This is a genomic window from Erysipelothrix aquatica, assembly GCF_009828775.2.
Taxonomy (GTDB): Bacteria; Bacillota_I; Bacilli_A; order Erysipelotrichales; family Erysipelotrichaceae; genus Erysipelothrix; species Erysipelothrix aquatica.
In genome coordinates this window covers 1-20,452 of sequence record NZ_WTSY02000029.1, presented here as the reverse complement: position 1 = coordinate 20,452, position 20,452 = coordinate 1, and the positions used below count along the sequence as shown (strand labels likewise).

General features: G+C 37.7%; 20 protein-coding genes and 1 pseudogene. 17 read left to right on the top strand and 4 right to left on the bottom strand.

From position 1 onward, the window contains the following. The first annotated feature begins 51 nt into the window (after nucleotides 1-51). The 6 genes and pseudogenes from GVV20_RS08275 to GVV20_RS08245 all read left to right on the top strand — a co-directional run bounded on the left by GVV20_RS08275 (nucleotide 52) and on the right by GVV20_RS08245 (nucleotide 4,824). Entirely contained in the window at nucleotides 52-570 is a 519-nt protein-coding gene (locus GVV20_RS08275) for a GrdB-related putative oxidoreductase (RefSeq protein WP_159740109.1), read from the top strand. 16 nt (nucleotides 571-586) lie between these two features. Further along, the gene (locus GVV20_RS08270) at nucleotides 587-1,543 is read left to right on the top strand and encodes a glycosylasparaginase (protein WP_159740110.1); all 957 of its coding nucleotides are present in this window, start codon (nucleotides 587-589) and stop codon (nucleotides 1,541-1,543) included. A 1-nt stretch (nucleotide 1,544) separates the two neighbouring features. Then, on the top strand, nucleotides 1,545-2,654 hold the full coding sequence (locus tag GVV20_RS08265) for a Sapep family Mn(2+)-dependent dipeptidase (RefSeq protein ID WP_159740111.1): 1,110 nt from the start codon (nucleotides 1,545-1,547) through the stop codon (nucleotides 2,652-2,654). A 9-nt stretch (nucleotides 2,655-2,663) separates the two neighbouring features. Further along, nucleotides 2,664-3,634 (top strand): annotated as a pseudogene (locus GVV20_RS08260) (lyase family protein); the annotation flags it as partial. Further along, nucleotides 3,629-4,060: a hypothetical protein gene (locus GVV20_RS10650; protein WP_328597872.1), complete on the top strand. Its 432-nt coding sequence runs from the start codon at nucleotides 3,629-3,631 to the stop codon at nucleotides 4,058-4,060. The pseudogene GVV20_RS08260 and the gene GVV20_RS10650, both read left to right, overlap by 6 nt. A gap of 8 nt (nucleotides 4,061-4,068) precedes the next feature. Next, entirely contained in the window at nucleotides 4,069-4,824 is a 756-nt protein-coding gene (locus GVV20_RS08245) for a copper homeostasis protein CutC (RefSeq protein ID WP_159740112.1), read from the top strand. 10 nt (nucleotides 4,825-4,834) lie between these two features. Here the strand turns inward: GVV20_RS08245 and GVV20_RS08240 are convergent, their stop codons facing one another. Next, a complete protein-coding gene (locus GVV20_RS08240; RefSeq protein ID WP_159740113.1) occupies nucleotides 4,835-5,086 on the bottom strand; it encodes a hypothetical protein in 252 nt (83 codons plus the stop codon). 167 nt (nucleotides 5,087-5,253) lie between these two features. Between GVV20_RS08240 and GVV20_RS08235 the strand changes: the two genes are divergently transcribed. Then, nucleotides 5,254-5,826 carry a YdcF family protein gene (locus GVV20_RS08235; RefSeq protein ID WP_159740114.1) on the top strand — a complete coding sequence of 191 codons (573 nt, stop codon included), beginning with the start codon at nucleotides 5,254-5,256 and terminating at the stop codon, nucleotides 5,824-5,826. 79 nt (nucleotides 5,827-5,905) lie between these two features. On the opposite strand, the gene GVV20_RS08230 is transcribed toward GVV20_RS08235, so the two are convergent. After that, on the bottom strand, nucleotides 5,906-6,151 hold the full coding sequence (locus tag GVV20_RS08230; RefSeq protein ID WP_236261747.1) for a hypothetical protein: 246 nt from the start codon (nucleotides 6,149-6,151) through the stop codon (nucleotides 5,906-5,908). 110 nt (nucleotides 6,152-6,261) lie between these two features. Then, nucleotides 6,262-6,663, bottom strand: a complete 402-nt coding sequence (locus GVV20_RS08225) for a DUF2513 domain-containing protein (RefSeq protein ID WP_159740116.1) — start codon at nucleotides 6,661-6,663, stop codon at nucleotides 6,262-6,264. Between the two features lie 342 nt (nucleotides 6,664-7,005). Here GVV20_RS08225 and GVV20_RS08220 point away from each other — a divergent pair, with 342 nt between their 5' ends. The 5 genes from GVV20_RS08220 (at nucleotide 7,006) to GVV20_RS08200 (ending at nucleotide 12,482) form a co-directional block, all read left to right on the top strand. Beyond that, nucleotides 7,006-7,728, top strand: a complete 723-nt coding sequence (locus tag GVV20_RS08220; RefSeq protein ID WP_159740117.1) for a WxL domain-containing protein — start codon at nucleotides 7,006-7,008, stop codon at nucleotides 7,726-7,728. Nucleotides 7,729-7,819: 91 nt separating this feature from the next. Continuing rightward, complete coding sequence (locus tag GVV20_RS08215; protein ID WP_159740118.1) at nucleotides 7,820-8,848, top strand: DUF916 domain-containing protein; 1,029 nt, start codon at nucleotides 7,820-7,822, stop codon at nucleotides 8,846-8,848. Nucleotides 8,849-8,865: 17 nt separating this feature from the next. Next, complete coding sequence (locus GVV20_RS08210) at nucleotides 8,866-10,926, top strand: WxL domain-containing protein (protein ID WP_159740119.1); 2,061 nt, start codon at nucleotides 8,866-8,868, stop codon at nucleotides 10,924-10,926. Nucleotides 10,927-11,052: 126 nt separating this feature from the next. Further along, complete coding sequence (locus tag GVV20_RS08205; RefSeq protein ID WP_159740120.1) at nucleotides 11,053-11,901, top strand: helix-turn-helix domain-containing protein; 849 nt, start codon at nucleotides 11,053-11,055, stop codon at nucleotides 11,899-11,901. A gap of 62 nt (nucleotides 11,902-11,963) precedes the next feature. After that, nucleotides 11,964-12,482, top strand: coding sequence for a GNAT family N-acetyltransferase (locus GVV20_RS08200; RefSeq protein ID WP_159740121.1), 519 nt, complete (start codon nucleotides 11,964-11,966; stop codon nucleotides 12,480-12,482). A gap of 36 nt (nucleotides 12,483-12,518) precedes the next feature. Here the strand turns inward: GVV20_RS08200 and GVV20_RS08195 are convergent, their stop codons facing one another. After that, nucleotides 12,519-13,319 carry a hypothetical protein gene (locus GVV20_RS08195; RefSeq protein WP_159740122.1) on the bottom strand — a complete coding sequence of 267 codons (801 nt, stop codon included), beginning with the start codon at nucleotides 13,317-13,319 and terminating at the stop codon, nucleotides 12,519-12,521. Between the two features lie 323 nt (nucleotides 13,320-13,642). On the opposite strand from GVV20_RS08195, the gene GVV20_RS08190 reads away from it, so the two are divergent. From GVV20_RS08190 to GVV20_RS08170, 5 genes are read left to right on the top strand one after another with little or no spacing between them, the layout of a single operon-like run. Continuing rightward, a complete protein-coding gene (locus tag GVV20_RS08190) occupies nucleotides 13,643-14,668 on the top strand; it encodes an ABC transporter substrate-binding protein (RefSeq protein WP_159740123.1) in 1,026 nt (341 codons plus the stop codon). Nucleotides 14,669-14,692: 24 nt separating this feature from the next. Continuing rightward, nucleotides 14,693-15,796 carry an ABC transporter ATP-binding protein gene (locus GVV20_RS08185; protein ID WP_159740124.1) on the top strand — a complete coding sequence of 368 codons (1,104 nt, stop codon included), beginning with the start codon at nucleotides 14,693-14,695 and terminating at the stop codon, nucleotides 15,794-15,796. Continuing rightward, a complete protein-coding gene (locus GVV20_RS08180; protein WP_159740125.1) occupies nucleotides 15,783-17,444 on the top strand; it encodes an ABC transporter permease in 1,662 nt (553 codons plus the stop codon). The genes GVV20_RS08185 and GVV20_RS08180 overlap by 14 nt, the downstream gene beginning before the upstream one ends. Nucleotides 17,445-17,495: 51 nt before the next feature. Continuing rightward, entirely contained in the window at nucleotides 17,496-19,181 is a 1,686-nt protein-coding gene (locus tag GVV20_RS08175; protein ID WP_159740126.1) for a sensor histidine kinase, read from the top strand. Continuing rightward, nucleotides 19,174-19,941: a response regulator transcription factor gene (locus GVV20_RS08170; RefSeq protein WP_159740127.1), complete on the top strand. Its 768-nt coding sequence runs from the start codon at nucleotides 19,174-19,176 to the stop codon at nucleotides 19,939-19,941. Before GVV20_RS08175 ends, GVV20_RS08170 begins: the two co-directional genes overlap by 8 nt. Nucleotides 19,942-20,452 lie beyond the last annotated feature (511 nt).

The following is a 20,452-nucleotide window of genomic DNA, read 5'->3' as shown; positions in this document are numbered from 1 at the left end:
ATCGAGAGGGGATACAAAGCTGCTTTGCTTTATTTAAAGGAGGTATGCTTCATGCGTACATTATTATTTTTTGATCAAACTCAAGCAGGTGCTGGTGGGAAAGAACGTCCCAATGTTGAACTTGCCGTGGAAAAGGGCGGCATCGGATCGTACCATATGTTTGAGAGTAACCTTAAAGATGTGAATGCATCAGTACTTGCGACGATGTATTGTGGTAATCAATATTTCTTTGATAATCAAGATGAAGTAGTTCGTAAAGTCGTCGGCTTGGTCAACAAATTAAAAGCTGAAATGGTTATTTGCGGTCCATGCTTTAACTACAAAGATTATGCGCATATGTCAGCAATTTTAGCACATGCGATTGAAGCACAAACGGATGCGAAAGCAATTGTGATGTGCTCTGTTGAGAATGATTCCGTTATCGAAGAATTCAAGGATATCGTGACGATTGTTAAGATGCCTAAGAAGGGTGGTACGGGATTACGTGACTCCTTTGCGAATATGGCAAAGGTTATTGACGCAAAAACGAATAATGGTAATATAGAATTAATTAAAGACTACATTTATTAGAAGGAAGGTACGCTCTATGTGGGGTATTATTGCAACGTGGCGAATGGCTAAAGAAGGTATTGATGATGCTGTAGTAAATCTTCAAGATGGTGGAAGTGCGGGCGATGCTATAGAAACGGCAATTAAAGCAGTTGAAGATTTTCCATTTTACAAATCTGTAGGATATGGCGGGTTACCAAATGAAGAAATGGAAGTGGAATTAGATGCTGCTTACATGGATGGAACGAGTTTCGATGTTGGTGCAGTAGCAGCACTCAAAGATTTTGCGAACCCAATTTCAATTGCGCGTTCACTCAGTGCATTCCCAGTTAATAATCTACTTGTGGGTGCGGGTGCTGAAGCTTATGCTCATAAACATGGCTTTGAACGGAAAAACATGTTAACAGATCGTGCTAAAATTCATTATAAAAATCGCGTTAAAGATTTACGCGATACAGAAATCAGCCCATATTCAGGACACGATACGGTTGGCATGGTATCACTAGATCAAGCGGGTCATGTTGTTGCGGGAACATCAACAAGTGGTTTATTCATGAAGAAAAGAGGCCGTGTTGGGGATTCACCAATCATTGGCTCTGGTCTTTATGCAGACAGTGAGGCAGGCGGTGCATCCGCAACAGGTCTGGGTGAAGATTTGATGAAGGGTGTCGTATCGTATGAAGTTGTTCGACTTATGAAAACGGGAATGAGTCCTCAAGATGCTGTTAACAAAGTAACCTTTGATTTAGATCGCGAACTTATTAAACGACGTGGAAAAGCAGGGGATATATCTATTGTGGCGATGAACCAAAAAGGGGAATGGGGTGTTGCGTCAAATATTGATAACTTCTCTTTTGCAGTAGCAACCGAATCCCAACCGAATACGGTATATACAACCAAACGAGTTGGCGATACGATGGTTCATGAAGTCGCATCTCAAGCGTGGTTGGAACAGTATCTAACGGATCGTATGAAACCACTGGAGGAAAAGTAAAATGTTAGCGCAAATCTATGAAAAAATGGATGCATTGATGCCAGAACTTTTGCAGTCGATCCAACGACTGGTTGCAATCGAATCAGTTGAGGGTGTTCATACGCCTGATGCCCCTTATGGTGAAATGCCTAAAAAAGCATTGTTAGAAGTACTGGCGATTGCTGAAGAGCTTGGCTTTACTACAAAAAATATTGACAATATTATTGGGTATGCACAATATGGCGAAGGCGATGGTGACTATATTGGTATTTTTGGTCATGTTGATGTTGTTCCGCTTGGCGAAGGGTGGCAGTATCCACCACTACAAGGGGTTATCGATAATGGTCGCATCTATGGTCGTGGAGTCCTTGACAATAAGGGGCCCATTTTAACAAATCTCTATGCTCTCTATGCTCTAAAAGAATTGGGTGTGACTTTCAACAAGCCGGTTCGTATTGTTTTTGGAACTAATGAAGAATCTGGTTTCGGCTGTGTTCAACATTATCTTACCAAGGAGAAACCTCCCGTATTTGGCTGGACGCCAGATTGTAAATGGCCGGCTGTCTATGGTGAACGAGGACGGGCATTAGTTCAGTTCGTAAATCATGGGTCACTGGATACGTTCAACGCATTTGTCAATGAGTTTATTCTATCCAGTCCAACGAATGGTGTTAAATTGGGTATTAATGTTCGGGATGATGATTTTGGTGAAATGATCATGCGAGGATACAAACTGGGTGTCATTGAAGAAAATTTAATGTTCCAAATATCATTAAGTTATCCCAATGCCAAACCGATATCTGAATTGATTGAAATGATCAAAGTGGTAGTTCCCGATTCGATTGAAGTGATATGTGCACATAATTGGGATCCTGTTTTTTACGACAAAGAATCGCAAGAAATTACGTTACTGACAGATGCCTATGAAGAGGTTACAGGAACCCGATTACTTCCGGTAACGACCACGGGTGGTACCTATGCGAAAATAATTCCAAATATTATTGCTTATGGCCCAAGTTTTCCAGGTCAAAAAGATATTGCCCATTTACCTGATGAATGGATGAACCTTGAAGATATCCGCAATAATGGAAAAATTTATAGCAATGCTTTGTATAAACTGAGAAATCTATAACAGGAGATCATGATGATAAGCGATAAATTTCGAATTGAACGGGATTCTTTGGGGGAGGTTAAGGTTCCTTTTGATGCTTTATACGGTGCGCAAACTGTTAGAGCGCTAGACAATTTTCAGATTACAGGCCGATATGTCAATGATATGATGTACATTGCCCTGGCCCAGGTGAAGAAAGCGTGTGCTCTTGCTAATCATGAAGTTGATGAATTAGACAGTATTCGAAGTGATGCGATAGTGAAAGCATGTGATGAAATTATTCAAGGGATGCACAAACAAGAATTTATCACAGATGCAATTCAGGGTGGTGCGGGAACATCAATGAATATGAATGTGAACGAAATTATAGCCAACCGTGCAGCTCAAATTTTAAACAAACCAATTGGTATCTATGATTTTGTCCATCCGAATGATCATGTGAATCGTGCACAATCAACCAATGATATTATTCCAACAGCAGGTAAATTGACTGTCTTAAATTTAGGAATGCTGCTTCTAGAGGAAATGTATTTTTTAGCTGATGCATTTCACGCGAAATCTGTGGAATTTGCGTCCATTATAAAGGTTGGTCGTACCCATCTTCAAGATGCTGTCTTAATTTCAATGGGTCAAGTATTTCAAAGTTATGAGTCTGTTTTACAACGAGACATTCAACGTTTCAAGCATGCACTTAGTGAAATGCAAGTCGTAAATTTGGGCGCAACTGCGGTCGGAACAGGCATTAATTCGGTACCTGGCTATCGTGAGAAAGCTGTGGCAAATTTGAGCAAGATTACCGGTAAACCGTTTGTAGTGCTGAAGACCTTGTAGATGCAACGAAGCATGTTGACGGATTTGCATATGTTCATGCATCATTAAAAACATTTGCGATTGGACTATCACGTATCTGCAATGATATACGAATGATGGCATCGGGTCCTAAAGTTGGCTTTAATGAAATATTTCTTCCTGAAAAACAACCCGGAAGTTCAATCATGCCTGGTAAAGTAAATCCTGTCATTCCAGAAGTTGTGAATCAAGTATGCTTTCAAGTAATTGGAAACGACGCTACTGTGACGATGGCTGCAGAAGCAGGTCAAATGGAATTAAATGTTTTTGAACCTGTTTTATTTTATAATTTATTCGAATCGTTAGAGATTTTACGTCATGCATGCTCGACATTACGCCTACATGCTATTCAAGATTTAAAAGTGAATGAGCATCGCGTCCATGACTATGTTGAACATTCACTGGCAATGGCGACCGCCCTCGTTAAGCACTTAGGGTATGCGAAAGTTTCAGAAATAACAAAACAAGCTTTGAAAGAGAACAAATCCCTACGTACAATTGTATTGGAACAACATTTAATGAGTGAAGCAGAAGTGGATGATGCTTTACGACCTGAATCCATGATTCATCCACGTTAGGAGATATTATGGCATATTGTGTTGAAGTACTTGCAGCATCACCTAAAGACTGCGAAATCGCAGAACAATGCGGTGCAAATCGTATTGAGTTAAATAATGGAATTCACCTTGGAGGATTAACGCCGAGTATTGGAACCTTAATAATGGCACGAAATGTAACAACGCTTCCGATTGTGGCGATGGTTCGTCCGAGACCCGGCGGTTTTCATTACGATGCAATGGAAGTCGAGACGATGTTTATTGATGCAAAGCAACTGATTGATGCGGGTGCCAATGGTTTGGTATTCGGCTTTCTCAAGGCTGACCGAAGTGTCGATGCATCCTTAACAAAGCGCTTTGTTAAAGTTTGCCATGAACATCATGTTGAGGCAATTTTCCACCGCGCATTTGATTGTGTTCAAGATCCGTTTGCAGCAATTGAAGTATTGATTGAATGCGGGGTTGATCGTATCTTAACCAGTGGCTTGAAAGATACCGCAATCGAAGGTGTTGTACTGCTAAAGGAATTACAAACTGAATATGGTGATCGCATTGAATTGTGCTTGGGATCGGGAATTAGTGCCGAGAATGCACTTAGTCTCATCGACCAGACGGGTGTAAAACAATTACACGGTTCATTCAAAGGGTGGTATGAGGATCCGACCACACGCACTGAAAATGTTTCGTATGCGTTTAGCAATTCTGGTGACTATGATGGGGTTAAACCAGAAAAACTGAAGCAAATGATAGATGTAATAAATACGAAAAAAGCAGATTCAATTTGAAACTGCTTTTTTATAGGTTGTTTTGGTTGTTATGCTCTTCCAAGTGCTTATCATAATGTTGCTCGTAAAAGAGTAAGGCGATAGCAACAAAAAGCTGGAGAAGTCCGACATAAATAAAGGCCTTAAAGAATATAGCTGCATTAAAATATGTGTTATTTGGGACGCCAAATCGGATGTCAATGTCAGATGTCACTGAAGCAAAAAAATAGTACACGATAATATAAATCGAGAGGGCATTCGTTAAATTCTTGATTTTTTTCATTGGCAATTTCCTTTCGGGATAGTTGTTAGCTGTGTTAATTATATCAAGTTTTGATGATTTTTGATAATTGGCAGATTATATATGTCTTTCAGTCGCAATGATTGTGGTACGATATATGAGATTAAGCTACTAACGTTTTGATGAAGTTAAAAAGGTGAGGATGCGATATGAAAAAAAGAACGCTACTACAATGGATTCTTGGTATTATTGGTGTTGGTGTAATTTATGCGATCATTGTGTTTGGACTCATTTTATCTACCTATCGAGAAGTTCCACCTGCTGGAATTGATACAATGATTGTTTTAGGGGCGAAAGCATGGGGAAGTGAACCATCGCCAATTTTAAAAGAGCGTTTAGATGCAGCAATTCCGTATTTGGAAGCGAATCCTCAAACGGTAGTGATTGTGACCGGAGGTCAAGGACCTGACGAGACTGAACCGGAGGGGGTTGTGATGGGACGGTATCTTGAATCCCAAGGAATTGATCCTAATCGGATCATCGTCGAATCAACCTCAACAACTACAGTCGAGAACATTCAAAACGCAAGCTCCTTACATGATATTTCCACAGCGATCGTAGTCAGTAACGATTTTCATATCTATCGTGCCAAACGAACCGCTACACAAAATGGTGTGAGCACAGTATACGGTCTTGCCGCACCGTCTAAAACGAAAGCAACTTTTGTATCGTATCTTCGCGAGGTTGTGGCATTGGGCTATCATTTAATATTTACACACTAGTAAAAATAATAAACTTCATGATTTTTAATCTAAAGTAAAACTCTATCAAATGGATAGAGTTTTTTCTAAATCACTAAAGCTATTCGAAATGGTTAATAATACATGTAATTGAAAGGATTGTTCCGAAGTAGATTACAAACAGAGGTGCTGTTTTGATTGGCGGAAATTTATATGAGTTTTCGATAAACAAATAAGAAACCCAAAGCACCATCAATAATACACCCAAAAGATTCATATACTTGTTTTTAGCAACAGTACAATAGGCAAGAATGTAGGCTCCTACGATAATAATGCCCGCTAAAAACTGATGGGTGGGTGTTGGCATAATCAAATTCCAAGAAGTGTACATTGCAATTAGTAAAAAACTAAAAGTAATAATGGGCAGAAAGGCAACGAACCAAAGCAAAATACGGATTGATTTAGCCAGCGCAGGTTTCATTGCACAGTACTATGATCATCAGTCGTTCTACCATATTTTGTTGCTAAGTAGGCATGGTATCCATACACAAAAATACTTAGATCATAAATAGGATACTTTGCAGCTATAATATTTTTAAATTCCTCGAAGAGTGCAGGATCTTTAATCGCATCAACAAACGAAAGCCCATGATCGGTGATACCAATGATGTAGGTTTGTTTTGGATTGTAATTATAGGAGTCAGAAAACTCAACTGTACCTATATGTTCATTATGGATATGTCTTAGACTATCGGTTACATCTTGTTCTGAGTACATTTCGAGATTCAAGGTATCCTGGGTGATGATCTTTGAAGCATCGGTCTTCTGTGTGATGTAGGTCATTAGTACATCGCGAATACAATCTATATTGAGTGTCATACGAATTACCTCCTATCTAAATTATACACCAGTAAAGGTGTTTTTTTTATTGTGAAGTTAAATGTTTGGAAATTCATTTTTATTGAAGATGAAATATATGAAGCAATGTCAGCGAGATTGCTTCACGAGTATAGGTTGTTTTGAATGCGATTACAGAAATATGAGTTAAAAATTAACGAATTACCTACTGTTTGTGTCATTTTTAACATTTCTTACATTTATCTTAATAAATTTAATATGTTTGTGACAATTTCATAGTGTTTTATGACGAGAATTGCACAAATTTTCGAATTTTGTTTATTATCTCCATGTGCTTAAAGAGCAGAAAAGTGAGGAATAGAAATGAAAAAGAAAATTATCAAGCCGTTGGCAGTTATGATGGCTACATCAATGTTGTTGGCGGGAACAATGTCAATCTTCGCAGAGGAAGGAAACGCACCAAAGTCTGAGACTTCAAAAGCTTCAGTATCATTTACAATTGATAATGAACCAACAGATCCAGTTAACCCAATTGATCCAACAGATCCAACAGATCCAGGAGATATTGAAAATGGGAATGGAGAAGGTCCATTAGCAATTACGGCATATCCAAAAGCGATGAATTTTGGCGGGCATAAAGTTGGTAAAGGAACCCAGAAATTTGAATCTGACTTAGTCAAACCAAATATTCAAGTTCAAGATAAACGTGGTGCTGCATCAGATGGATGGAACTTAAGTGTTGCTCTTTCTGATTTCACAAATAATGAAGCAGTCGATGCAGGTAAAACTACAAAAGGAATTATCACATTCAACAATACAACAATGTTTGAAGGAAACAACAAGCCTTCACAAAAAGAACCATCAAATGTCAATACAAAAGTAGTTGTTGAATCCGGGAAAACAACGCAAATCGCAAGTGCTTCGAAAGGTGAAGGACTTGGACTGTGGGGTTTCCATTGGTATGCACCAAACTACAAAACGGATCAAACAAACAGTAATGTTACTTTAGAAATGGATACAAATACAGTTGTGTCCGGAGCGTATTCAGCTGACCTTGAATGGACACTTAGCGCAACGCCACAATAATTGTAAGTGGGCAATTATTTTGCCCACTCCCTCTTTTGAGGTCATCATTACATTTATATTTCATACACTAGAAAAAATAAGGAGATAACTTATGAAAAAATCAATAAAACTTTTATTAATTACTGTATTGGTGGCCTTACAAGTAAATACAATTAATGCGGATACAGAGCGATATAGTGATTTTACCGTCACACCGATTTTTACTGAACATCAAATAGGAAGTGATCTTGAGTATCGCGGATACTTCGATGTTTTATTAGAACCAGGAATGTCGGATTCATTGCGACTTGATGTCAAAAACACAGGAAGTTCACCGATGACAGTACATATTGATAAAACAAATGCAGTCACTCGTGCTAATGGTGAACCTGACTATACCCAAAATGAAAAACCGAGTCCATTTATTCCAACGACGATGGACTCAATGCTTACAATTCAAAATAATGATGTCATCATCAATCCCAACGAAAGTGCAATTATTAATGTTGATCTAACGATGCCTGCACAAGCGTTTGATGGAGTTATTCTTGGTGGGTTAGCAATTACAGCAACGCATGAAACAGATAAAGTAAAAGAACAAAATAGTGTCGGTGTTAATTCATCTGTAAAGTATCTTGTTGCTGTCCAAGCACGAAACACAATGAATCCTGTTCTACCAGAATTACAAGCAACTGATGCTGGCGTTAAAGTACATCAAATGGCACCTGCATACTATGTGAGTCTTGAAAATCATGTAGGTTTGAATATGTCTAATGTATCTATTAACGGAGAGATAAAACAAAAATCAGATGGCAAGGTTGTTGCACGTGTTGATGAAAAAAATAGAAGCATTCTTCCACATAGCAAATTTGATGTCATTTTTACATCTGAAAATGCGAATCAACGCATAAGCTCACAAGAATATAGTTACGAATTCATAGTTTCTTCAGGCGAAGAAACATGGAATTTCAGCGATAACTTTCAAGTTGGAGCTGATAAGGTTGACGATGTTAATGCAACAATAGAAGTCAAAAGTACGAATATCATGATTTATATTGGACTCGCAGTTTTAGTTGTTGTTAACGGTGGTCTTGTGTACATTATCATGAAACAGAGAAAAGCAAAAAGAAATACTAAATAGAGAGTGTAGGGAGCAGAATGAAACGTCACTATAATAGAATATTCATCGGAAGTATAATCATTATGATGACCATAGCTGGATCCTTGATTCACGCAGAAGATCATGCTCCAGTTGAACACCAAACGGAAAATATCTTTGATGTACAGGAAATTTTGAACGAGCTACCGACTCGTGATGAAACTGAAAAAGACGGAAATAATCGAGATTTCAACGAGAATTCTGAGGACTCCGTAGAAACAGACTTGGATGTAAGTGAAGCAAGAGTAGACACCCGTGCCGATGGAACACTTGGTAATGTACCGTACACCTACGATACATACTATCAAACGGTCGTTTTTGACGGCAGAGGGGTTTCTAATCCTACATTCCCAAATATTGATAAGAGTTTGTATCAAATGTTGAATGGAACAGGCACACCAGCAGATAACTACAAAATTAAACGTGTCGAGTTTCGCGGAAGAATTTCGACGAACTACTACTTCAAAGAGTTTTTTACAAGTACTGAAGCTGAATTAATTGGTTTAGAAAATCTCGATGTAAGTAAAACAGCCTATTTTGACAACTTATTTTATAGTTACTCAGGACCAACTGTTTTGGATGGAGTTGGAACTTGGAACATGTCCAGTGCATTGAGTACATCAGCAATGTTTGGTCATAGCGGACGTCCAGGAATGACCCTACATCTTCCATGGGGCAATACCACATGGAATTTAAAATCAACTTTCGTAATGTTTAGGGATACACAGTACAGTGCTATCACAGGTCTTGAGACTTGGAATGTATCTAGTCTTGAAAATGCGCAAGCGATGTTTATCAATGCACATAACATTACAGAACTGAATCTTACCTGGGGTGCGAATACTCGCAATATAAACTCGATCATGTACATGTTCTATCTAGCAACGAATCTTGAAACAATCATTGGAACTGAAACATGGAACCTGAGTGGTTTAGGAGCGACAACTGGACAGGCAACGGATTTTCTTGCTTCAACAAAAGTAACTGAGTTTAGCGTTCCATATACTTTTGGAGTTAATCCAAGGGTTGGTTTTTTCGAGAGTGGATTTAGAGGTGCAACGTATTTAGAACGTATTATTGTTCCAGAAGGAAACAATGCAGATTTCTTCTACAAATCGGAATTGCCTACTGCTAAAAATTCAAATGGTTATAGAGGATATTGGGCTAAGCAAGGTGATAATAAATCACAATGGACCTCAAATCAATTAATGAGTGGCTATGCATCATACCAACCGAAAGCAGGGATATACTACCAGGTCAAAGACAATTCTAATGTAAACTTCTATTTGAAACCAAACGAAAATGAAAGTACCTTTGTATTCTTACAATCAGAAACAGTTCGAACGGGAACAATTTTAGCGAACTATCCCGATATGAGCAGCTATGATGATGCATTCTATGGCTGGTATCGCGATGTTGAATTGACACAGCCCTATGACATTACCCAAGAAGTTCGATTTGATATGAACCTATATGGGGGAATTTCGGATACGAGCGCACGTGTTCCAGTGAATCCGTATGATGTTACTGATACGCAGAAGATTGGAAATACGACCGCATCATCGCAACAAGGGATGCTTCAGATTGTATCAGTTCCCGAACCACTTGTTTTTGGAAACCAAAAGATTGGACAAGGGAATCAACAGTTTACATCTCAAACAAAAGAACCAAGTGTACAAATATTCAATCACCCCAGACGCGAAGCTGGTTGGGATCTTAGTGTGTCGATGGGGAAATTTTCACAAGGAACGCCCGGTCAAAGTGATTATCACGAAGTGGATGGCGCCCTAACATTTCAAAACACATACACTTCGAGCAAAGATACTCAGACTACCGGTGTCGAAACAGTCAATGAAACGGTGACACTATATTCGGATAACCAACCAACTCGGATTGCCAGAGCGAATAAGAAGTCTGGAAAAGGACATTGGATTTTTAGTTGGTTTGGCCGTGCATCAGATACAAATGAAAACGTCACTCTTGAACTTGATACACACACTCTAAAACCTGGAACTTACGAAAGTAATGTCGAGTGGGTCTTATCGAGTGTGCCAGAATAAGTTACTCTATCCGGGTAACTTTTTTAATTTTAGTTAAATTCATGAACATTTGAGTGCATGCACCTAAAAAGTGCGTGACGTTATGCTCAATTATCGTTAATATATGGGAAGACGGAGGATCTTAAAATGATACTGAATCAACAAATTAAAAAATTTCGAGAAGCAAAGTCGTTGACCCAAGAAGATCTTGCAATCCAAATGAATGTCGCAAGACAATCAATATCGAAATGGGAGCAAGGTGTAAGCTATCCAACGATTGATAACTTAGTGCTATTGAGTAAATTATTAGCAATTCCCTTAGATACTTTGATTTTGGGAGACGTAGCGTTTCCAATGCCATTCGCATTCGGGAAACCACAAACGAAATTGCGCGTCATTATACTACTTTTTATTCCAATGATGTTTCTAATGGCATCCTTAGTATCGCTGACCAATTCACTTTTGTATGCGTTTGTTTATTTGGGTATTGCGGTATTTGTATTTGCCCTATTCACAACATTATCATTGTTTGACTATAGACGTTATCATAACTATTTTGTGGTTGAACAATTTGGTTTAAATGTTGACATTACCAAAGGGAAGCTACCGTGCATGAAAATTTTGAAAGGATTGATGGGAAAACGAAAAGGATTATTCATCGCTTACGATGCGATTGATACAATTATTCTTAAAATTGATACTCACGGATATGCCGGAAGTAAAGGCCTGAATTATCGCCCTCGTCAGTACGCAATGCTACGAGAGTCTATTTCAGCTACAATTGTCCTTAAGGACAGTAAAACATATTCGTTATCAATGGATCCAATGTTTTATATTAACACCCAAGAGTATCGCTATTTTTATGCAATTTTCAAATATTTTTCGGAACAGAATATTCGAATTATCGATGAATCCCATATTTTAAAAAGTATCAAAAATGAATACGATATCATTGAACAAGCATATTTTATTACACAAAGGCATCAACAAAGTTAATTTACAAGCATGCATTACCATTGTATGATAGTTCTTAGATAGAAAAGAGATTTAAAGATACGATGCTTTCACTTAAAAAGATAACTGATACACATAAAATGGATATAGAGACATTATACATTAATGCATTTCCTGAGAATGAACGTAAAAACCTAAACTATATCTATGACGATAAGGGCGCAAATAGTGAAATTTGTGTTCTTTTAGACGATGATTGTTTTGTAGGCTTCACCATTGTTTTATTCACTGATACCCTTGTCCACCTCATCTATTTTGCAATTGATCCGAAAGTTCAAAGTAAAGGGTTGGGTTCCGCGACATTAGCATTAATAAAAGAACGTTATCAGCGTACGATTTTTGCAGATGTTGAAGTCGTACGTCCTAAAAAATCAGATGCCCCAATCCGTAGAAGAAGAATTAAATTTTATAAAAAGAACCATTATAATGAGACGAAGATTGTCTATAATTGGCGTGGCGAAGAATTTACCATCCTTTCTACTGATTATCCGTTGACTGCCCGCGAGTATCATGATTTCTGGGAAACACTGGAAAAGAACAATCCGAAACTTCTTGAATATTAATGAAGAGCATCTTATGAAGATGCTCTTTTTTTAGTATCAATTAAAAGGGTAAGGGAGCCAAACGGCTGCATCTTGACCCGGGCGTGTGTAAATGCCATTCTTATAATTTGAAGCTGATTTTAGAAGGTAAAGTCGATGTTCGCTATTGGAGTCATATGCGGCCACAATCGTTGGGGCTTCATCCGATTTCTTATAAATAGTAAAGGGATCATATTGAAGTGTATTTTGCAGGTTCCATCCGAAGTCGATGCCAGGTTCGGGATGTTGATTTGGTTGAATCGTTTCGTTAGCAACGTATAATTTCTGATCGTGATAGGTTACGGAACCTTTCGCATAGGTACGCGTTTTTTGCCACTTAAGATCTGAAATATGTCCCATTTTCTTCCAACCATTCCATCCATCGGATTGTTCTGGTGTCATATTCGATGCACCACCATTATCTGCGCGGTAGACAATTTCATTCATAATTACTAAATCGCCGATAAAGTAACGTGCTTGGATAAAATGTTGGTTACTGTAGAAACGGTAATGACCACTATAACCTTCAGAGATATCCGGTGAGTCTGGCAGCTTATCATGCCAGCCTGTCCGATAACGCAATAAATACATATCTTTATAATAGACGACGTTGTTTTGAATGTAATGGGTATTCTCTTGAAAATCAGTGGCACCAATAGGGTGAATACTTGGTAACGTAAAAGTTCCGATTTTTAAAGAGATATCAGATGCAGTGTCTATGTTGTTTTTGATAGAAATATCTTGCCAGTAACTGTAAGTGGTCGACACTAAGAGACCTAGCATAAGTAGTAGGGTTCCTAACATTAGAATTTTTTTCATGGTTGTTCTATGAAGTAATGCACAATGTATCTTTTGGTCAAAGGTGGGGTATTACACGTAGCATCACTATTCTCCGCATTGTTATGGTGCTAATTTTACCACCTGTGATTGTATCGAGCAATCGATTTGCTAAAAATTACTGCAGTTTTAGGGCGTAAATTACAACAATCTAAAGTAATAATTGAAAATAGATGTTGGATTAATTTTTAATCCAATTGTGATATTATCCCTTTTTTTGTTGTAAATAGGTATGTGAAAGCGGTTACTAAACAAGTAAGATATGTGTATGAAAGACATGTATTCATACAATACAGGAGGAAAATATGAAGAAATTCAAACGCATTAGTATTCTGCTTCTCGTTACATTAATGCTGGTCGCATGTTCTGGTGGAGGTAAATCGGATGAGAATAAAAAACTTGTTGTTTACTCTCCAAATAGTGAAGGCTTGATTAATGCCGTAGTACCACTTTTTGAAGAAAAAACGGGTATAAAAGTTGAAGTTATTTCTGCAGGTACGGGTGAATTAGTCAAACGAATTCAGTCAGAGAAAGAAAATCCTTATGGCGATGTTCTGTTTGGTGGAACCTATACACAATATATTTCAAATAAAGATTTGTTTGAACCGTATGTTTCAAAAGAAGATGCAAACGTTGTTGATGAATATAAGAATAATACAGGTTATATTACATACACAGTTTTAGACGGTAGTGTCTTAATCGTAAATAAAGAACTTACGAAAGACCTCAAAATTGAAAGTTATGAAGATCTCTTACAACCTGAACTCAAAGGTAAAATTGCGACTGCGGATCCATCAAATTCATCCAGTGCTTTTGCGCAATTGACAAATATCCTTTTAGCCATGAGTCCAGATGATGACTATATGAATGATGAGGCTTGGGACTATGTTGGTAAATTGATTCAACAATGGGATGGTAAAATCCAATCTGGATCGTCTTCAGTTTATAAGTCTGTTGTTGATGGAGAAATGTGGGTTGGGTTAACCTACGAAGATCCAGTGGCAAAACTTGTTAAAGATGGTGCCAAAAATGTAGAAATTGTTTATCCAAAAGAAGGAAGTGTCTTCCTCCCAGCGGGTTCAGGAATTATCAAAAATGCTAAGAATAAAGAAAATGCAGAATTGTTTATTGATTTCCTTCTTAGTGAAGAAGTTCAAAATATCTTTGGTTCAGAGTTGACGAACCGTCCAGTACGTAAAGGTGCAAAAACAGGGGATCATCTCAAAGATTATTCAACCTTGCCATTAATTTACGAAGACATGGAGTATGTCTATCAGAATAAGACACAACTTGTAGAGCGTTACACAAAATTATTTGCTGAATTACAATAATTAGATTAGAAACGGGGTTAGATTATGAGTGTAAATATTTCAATCAAGAATGCTATAAAACGTTATGGCCAAAATACAATCATTCCGGATCTCTCAATTGAAATCAAGGAGGGTGAATTTTTCACCCTTCTTGGTCCATCTGGGTGCGGAAAAACGACATTATTGCGCATGATTGCGGGGTTCAACTCAATTGAAGGGGGAGATTTTTTCTTTAATGAAAAACGAATCAATGACATGGAACCTTCAAAGCGAAATATCGGAATGGTGTTTCAAAACTACGCTATCTTTCCACATTTAACAGTTTTTGATAATGTTGCATTTGGATTGAAAAATCGCAAAATGGATAAAGATACAATTCAAAAATCTGTTAATGAAATGTTGGATACAATGCAAATTTCCGAATATGCAGATCGTATGCCGGAACGTCTCTCTGGAGGGCAGCAGCAACGGGTTGCTTTAGCACGTGCTGTTGTTATCAAACCGGACGTATTGCTGATGGACGAGCCTCTGAGCAATTTAGATGCCAAGTTACGCATTGATATGCGAACAGCAATTAAAGAAATACAACAATCTGTCAATATAACAACTGTATACGTGACACACGATCAAGAAGAAGCAATGTCTGTTTCAGATCGAATTGCAGTCATGAAAGATGGTGTAATACAACATGTTGGAACACCTCAAAATATTTACCAGCGTCCACGCAATATTTTTGTAGCGACATTTATCGGTCGATCCAATATTTTAACAGGTGTTTTGACAGGTGCTTCCTTAAAACTAAACGAAGGACCTACAATTAACTTGGACACAACAAAAATGGTTCGTAACGGAAACGAAGAATCCGTCAAGATTTCAATTCGACCAGAAGAATTTATAATTACAAATGATGCATCCACAGCGATAACAACAGGAACTGTGAAAAAAACAGTGTTTCTTGGTCTCAATACTCACTATACGGTTCAATTAGAAACTGGTGATACTGTTGATATAGTCGAAGAGTCAGCAATCAATCACTTATATCAAGAAGGTGAAACTGTTAAAGTAGGTATTAAAATTGAAAAAATCAACGTGTATACGGCTGATGGAGAAGAGAACTTGATTGTAGGTGTTCACCATGACCTTACTTAATAAAATGCGCAAACCTGATTTTTGGAAAGCATCAACGCTCATTGTACTTGTGCTTTATGGTCTCTTCTTTATTTATCCGATTGTTAATCTTCTAGCGCAGTCTATTTATGATCCAAGCCTTGGTGGATTTACACTCACGCACTTTAATAAATTCTTTAGTCAACCCTATTACCTCAAGACAATCGTTAATAGTTTTCAAGTGACAATTATTGCAACGTTGCTGACATTGTTAATTGGAATTCCATTAGCATACTTTACGACAGTCTATAAAGTAAAGGGCAAAAAGTTCTTAAACGTTATTATTATTCTTTGTTCCATGTCTGCGCCATTTATTGGTGCATACTCATGGATTTTGCTACTCGGACGGAGTGGATTAATTACTAAATTCATGTTAAATACATTTGGGATTGTAATTCCAGACATCTACGGTTTTAGTGGTATTCTCTTAGTCCTCACATTACAACTATTTCCGTTAGTTTACCTCTACATTCAAGGTGCACTCAGCAGTGTCGATAATTCCTTGTTTGAGGCCTCTGAAAGTATGGGGATTACAGGATTTAAACGGTTCTTCAAAGTCGTACTGCCGTTAATCAAACCAACAATTTATGCCAGTGCATTGCTTGTCTTCATGCGGGCCTTTGCAGATTTTGGAACTCCAATGCTTATTGGAGAAGGTTATCGAACCTTCCCACGTCTTATTTTCGATGAATTTATCTCGGAAATGGGAGGAGACACAGGATTTGCTGCAGCCATCTCTGTCATTGCAATCCTTCTTACAACGGTCTTCTTCCTCTTCCAACGCTGGTTATCCAATCGTAATCAGTTCTCAATGAGTGCCTTGCACAGTATTGAGCCTAAGCCGATGAAACGATCATTATCTGTAATGGTCCACACATTTGTCTATAGTGTTGTTGCTGTTGCATTTATGCCACAAGTTTATGTCTTCTACACATCATTCCTAAAAACATCAGGATTAATATTTGTAGATGGATATTCGTTGGATAGTTATCGAGAAGCATTCTCGCGACTGGGAAATAGTATCCAAAATACCTTTATTATTCCGGGAATCGCGTTGGTTATTATTGTCATTATGGCAGTTATTATTGCGTATATAGCTGTACGCCGCCGTAATCCATTGACTGCCACGGTCGATGCCGTATCAATGATTCCATATATTATTCCAGGTACCGTTCTTGGGATCGCAATGTTAACGTCGTTATCGAAACGACCATTTATGTTAACAGGGACGTTTACAATTATGATAATTGCCTTAGTTGTGCGCCGATTACCTTATACAATCCGGTCATCAGTCGCAATTCTACAACAAATATCAATAAGTGTGGAAGAAGCAGCAATTTCGCTTGGAACCAGTAATTCGAAAACATTCTTCAAGATTACGGTGCCAATGATGTCTGCAGGTGTAATCTCAGGTGCAATTCTTAGCTGGATTACGATGATTTCTGAGCTATCAACAGCAATCATTCTTTACACCTCAAAAACGCAAACCATGACAGTTTCAATCTATACGCAAGTTATTCGCGGAAACTATGGGATCGCAGCTGCTTTATCAGCGATCCTGACCGGGCTCACCATTGTTTCGTTGCTCGTCTTTATGAAACTATCGAAAGGAAAAAATATACAAATATAGAAAAAGGTTAATCCTTTTTCTCTTTTTGTCTTTGTATATTATAATAAGCTTATGAAACATTCCGAATTCAAAACATTTGAGCAAAAAATTGAAGAGACATTTATCAAATATGGCCGCATTCCATTGCTGGTCACTTTACTCATGGCCGGATTGTCATTTCTTGGCTATTACATTTATACCAACGTTTTCGAAGTTCGGAATGTTCAATCATATATAACCCAAGAGGTTATGCGTATTGAATCAAGTATCGATGAGATTTTTAGTTTTACGGAAGAAGGTCACGATTTTTCTGACATGAAAGTAAACATCGAAGCATATTCTAATGACATCTATCAGAAATACTATGCAATTAACTCACGACTTGATGGAAATGTTCATATGATTCTATATGATGATGCGAACTATCCTATTTTAATAACGCAGCCATCATTAGAGGGTAATGATTTTCTGCGTTATTATCACCGACTTGTTTTAGAACGCCTAGACTCTAATGACACACTTGTAACTGTCATCACGAATTTAGGGAGCGATCCTTCAACTAAAGTTGTCTATGGGCGTAATTATACAGATGAGCATCAAAACCAGCTTAAAGTTCTTTATTTTGTGGATGCAAGTGTATATAGCGAACTTTTACAGTATCAAAGAGGAAATCACTTAGTTTTAACAGATCGATTTGACAATGTCATTGCGTCGACATCTCGAGATTTTGTAACGAAATCAATGAAATTTCCGAATGTTACCAATGATACGCTAAGTCTAGAACACACGACGTATCGCGTAAATTCTAAGATGTTTGGGTCGGATAGTTTTATTATTCATGTTCTTGTGAAAAAGGACTCGTTGGCGCTAACGTTTATGGTTGTTTCAATGGTAGTTGCAATTGCCTTGTATATTGTCGAGCGTATTAATAAACTGTCGGCTCGAAAAATTGGCCGGGAAGCAAGCCGTTCGATTGCGACTTTGATTGAAGCGGTTGATCGAATGAAAAGTGGCGACTTAGATACACATGTTTCGCTCACAACGCATGACGAGTTTGAAAAATTGGCACATGCATTTAATGATATGGGAACCCAATTATCAGAACTCATTTCCAGTAATGAGCGTTTGCTTGAATTACGAAAAAATGCAGAAATAAAGCAACTCGAAGCTCAATTTAATCCGCATTTTCTCTACAATTCCCTTGAAACGATTCGATACCTAATTGTTGATAATCCTCAATTAGCTGAAAAATTAATTCTGAACACAACCCGTTTACTTCGCTACAGCATTACACCAGATGCCAATGAAGTACTCTTTTCAGAAGACATCGAATACATTAAGCTCTATTTAGAAGTAAACAAATTGCGACTTCAAGAACGTTTTGTTTATACGATTGATATCGGCGAAGATGTGTTGAAGGAACAGTTGCCCAAGTTGTTAATTCAACCATTAATTGAAAACTGTTTGAAGCATGGTTATCGCTATAAAGATACACTTACTGTTGGTGTTCTCGGATACTCCAATGAAACACATATCTTCTTACATGTGATTGATGACGGGGGCGGTATGCATCCTGCACAACTTGAGGCACTTAAATCCTATAACAGTAAATCGCATCATGTTGGCTATGGGATTATGAGTGTACTTCAAAGAATGGAACTCTTGTATGGGGACGATGGTAAGGTAACAATTGAGAGTGATACGATGGGGACGCATATAGCGCTTATTATTCCCAAAGGAGAAAGCAAAGATGTATAGAGTATGTATTATCGAAGACGAGGCAATTATACGAAAAGGGCTCCGACGTGCCATTGACTGGGATACGCTTAAATGCGCCGTAGTCGGCGAAGCGGCAAATGGAAACGAAGGATATCGCCTCATTGAAAAGGAAAAACCAGATATTATTGTTTTAGATATCAACATGCCGATAATGGATGGTATCGCATTACTGGAACTTTTACCAAGAGAAACGTATAGTGTCATTATTATTAGTGGACACTCAGAATTTGATTACGCCAAAAAAGCAATTGAGTTTGGTGTCACAGAGTATCTTCTAAAGCCTTTAGATCATGTTGCATTAACACACAGCATTCAACGTGCAATCAGTGAAATCCATATGCGTCGGGCTTATGCGAAAGGTGCGAAGGAGGTCGCTGATATCTATTGTGTTTTACAACAAACACCAGTTGTTGCATCCGTCACAATTATGAAAGCATTAGAATATATTCAACAGCACTATCATGAAAAAATTACTCTGGAAGATATTCGTATGTATACCGGTAAAAGTGCAACCTCAATCAATAATCGATTCCAAAAATTTATTGGAATGACATTTAATGAGTATTTGACGAAGTTTCGAATCCAACAAGCCCTGGACCTCATCAAAACACAGTCGTATCATATGTATGAAATTGCGGATATGGTTGGATTTTCTGATTATAAATACTTTAATCAAGTATTTCATAAAGTTGTTGGGGTGGCACCAAACATTGTAAAAACATACTATTCTCGAGCCTAATAATGTAAAAGGAAGGCGGGATGAATTCATGGCATTGGGATCTCGCTAATCTGTCGACTGAAGCGGATTTTACACATTCAATGGATTGTCAGTTTGTGGATGCATACTTTGAACGGAACCAACCTATGAAGACTTACTGCAATTGAATAAAGTATATATTGATTTGTTGTGAAGTCTTTGAGCCTATATCCGAGAAGCACTAAAGGATGATCACGAAACCGAAGATTTCATTGAATATGGTAATCTGAGATTCCACCGTTTGAAAGATAATCTTATTAAGATTTCCCCAAAATAGAACACACTGTCATGGTGTGTTTTTTTTCTATCTGAAATTTCACAGAGAAACTTGTTAGTAAACAAAGAAAATAGAACATACTTTAAGGTGTAAAGTGCTAAGACGGTGTGAAATGTTAAGATTGTGATAAACTGTGTGCTTAAACCGTGAATTATTAAAACAAATAGATTAATATATACAAGATAAAACAACATAAACAATGTATTACCTTTAAGG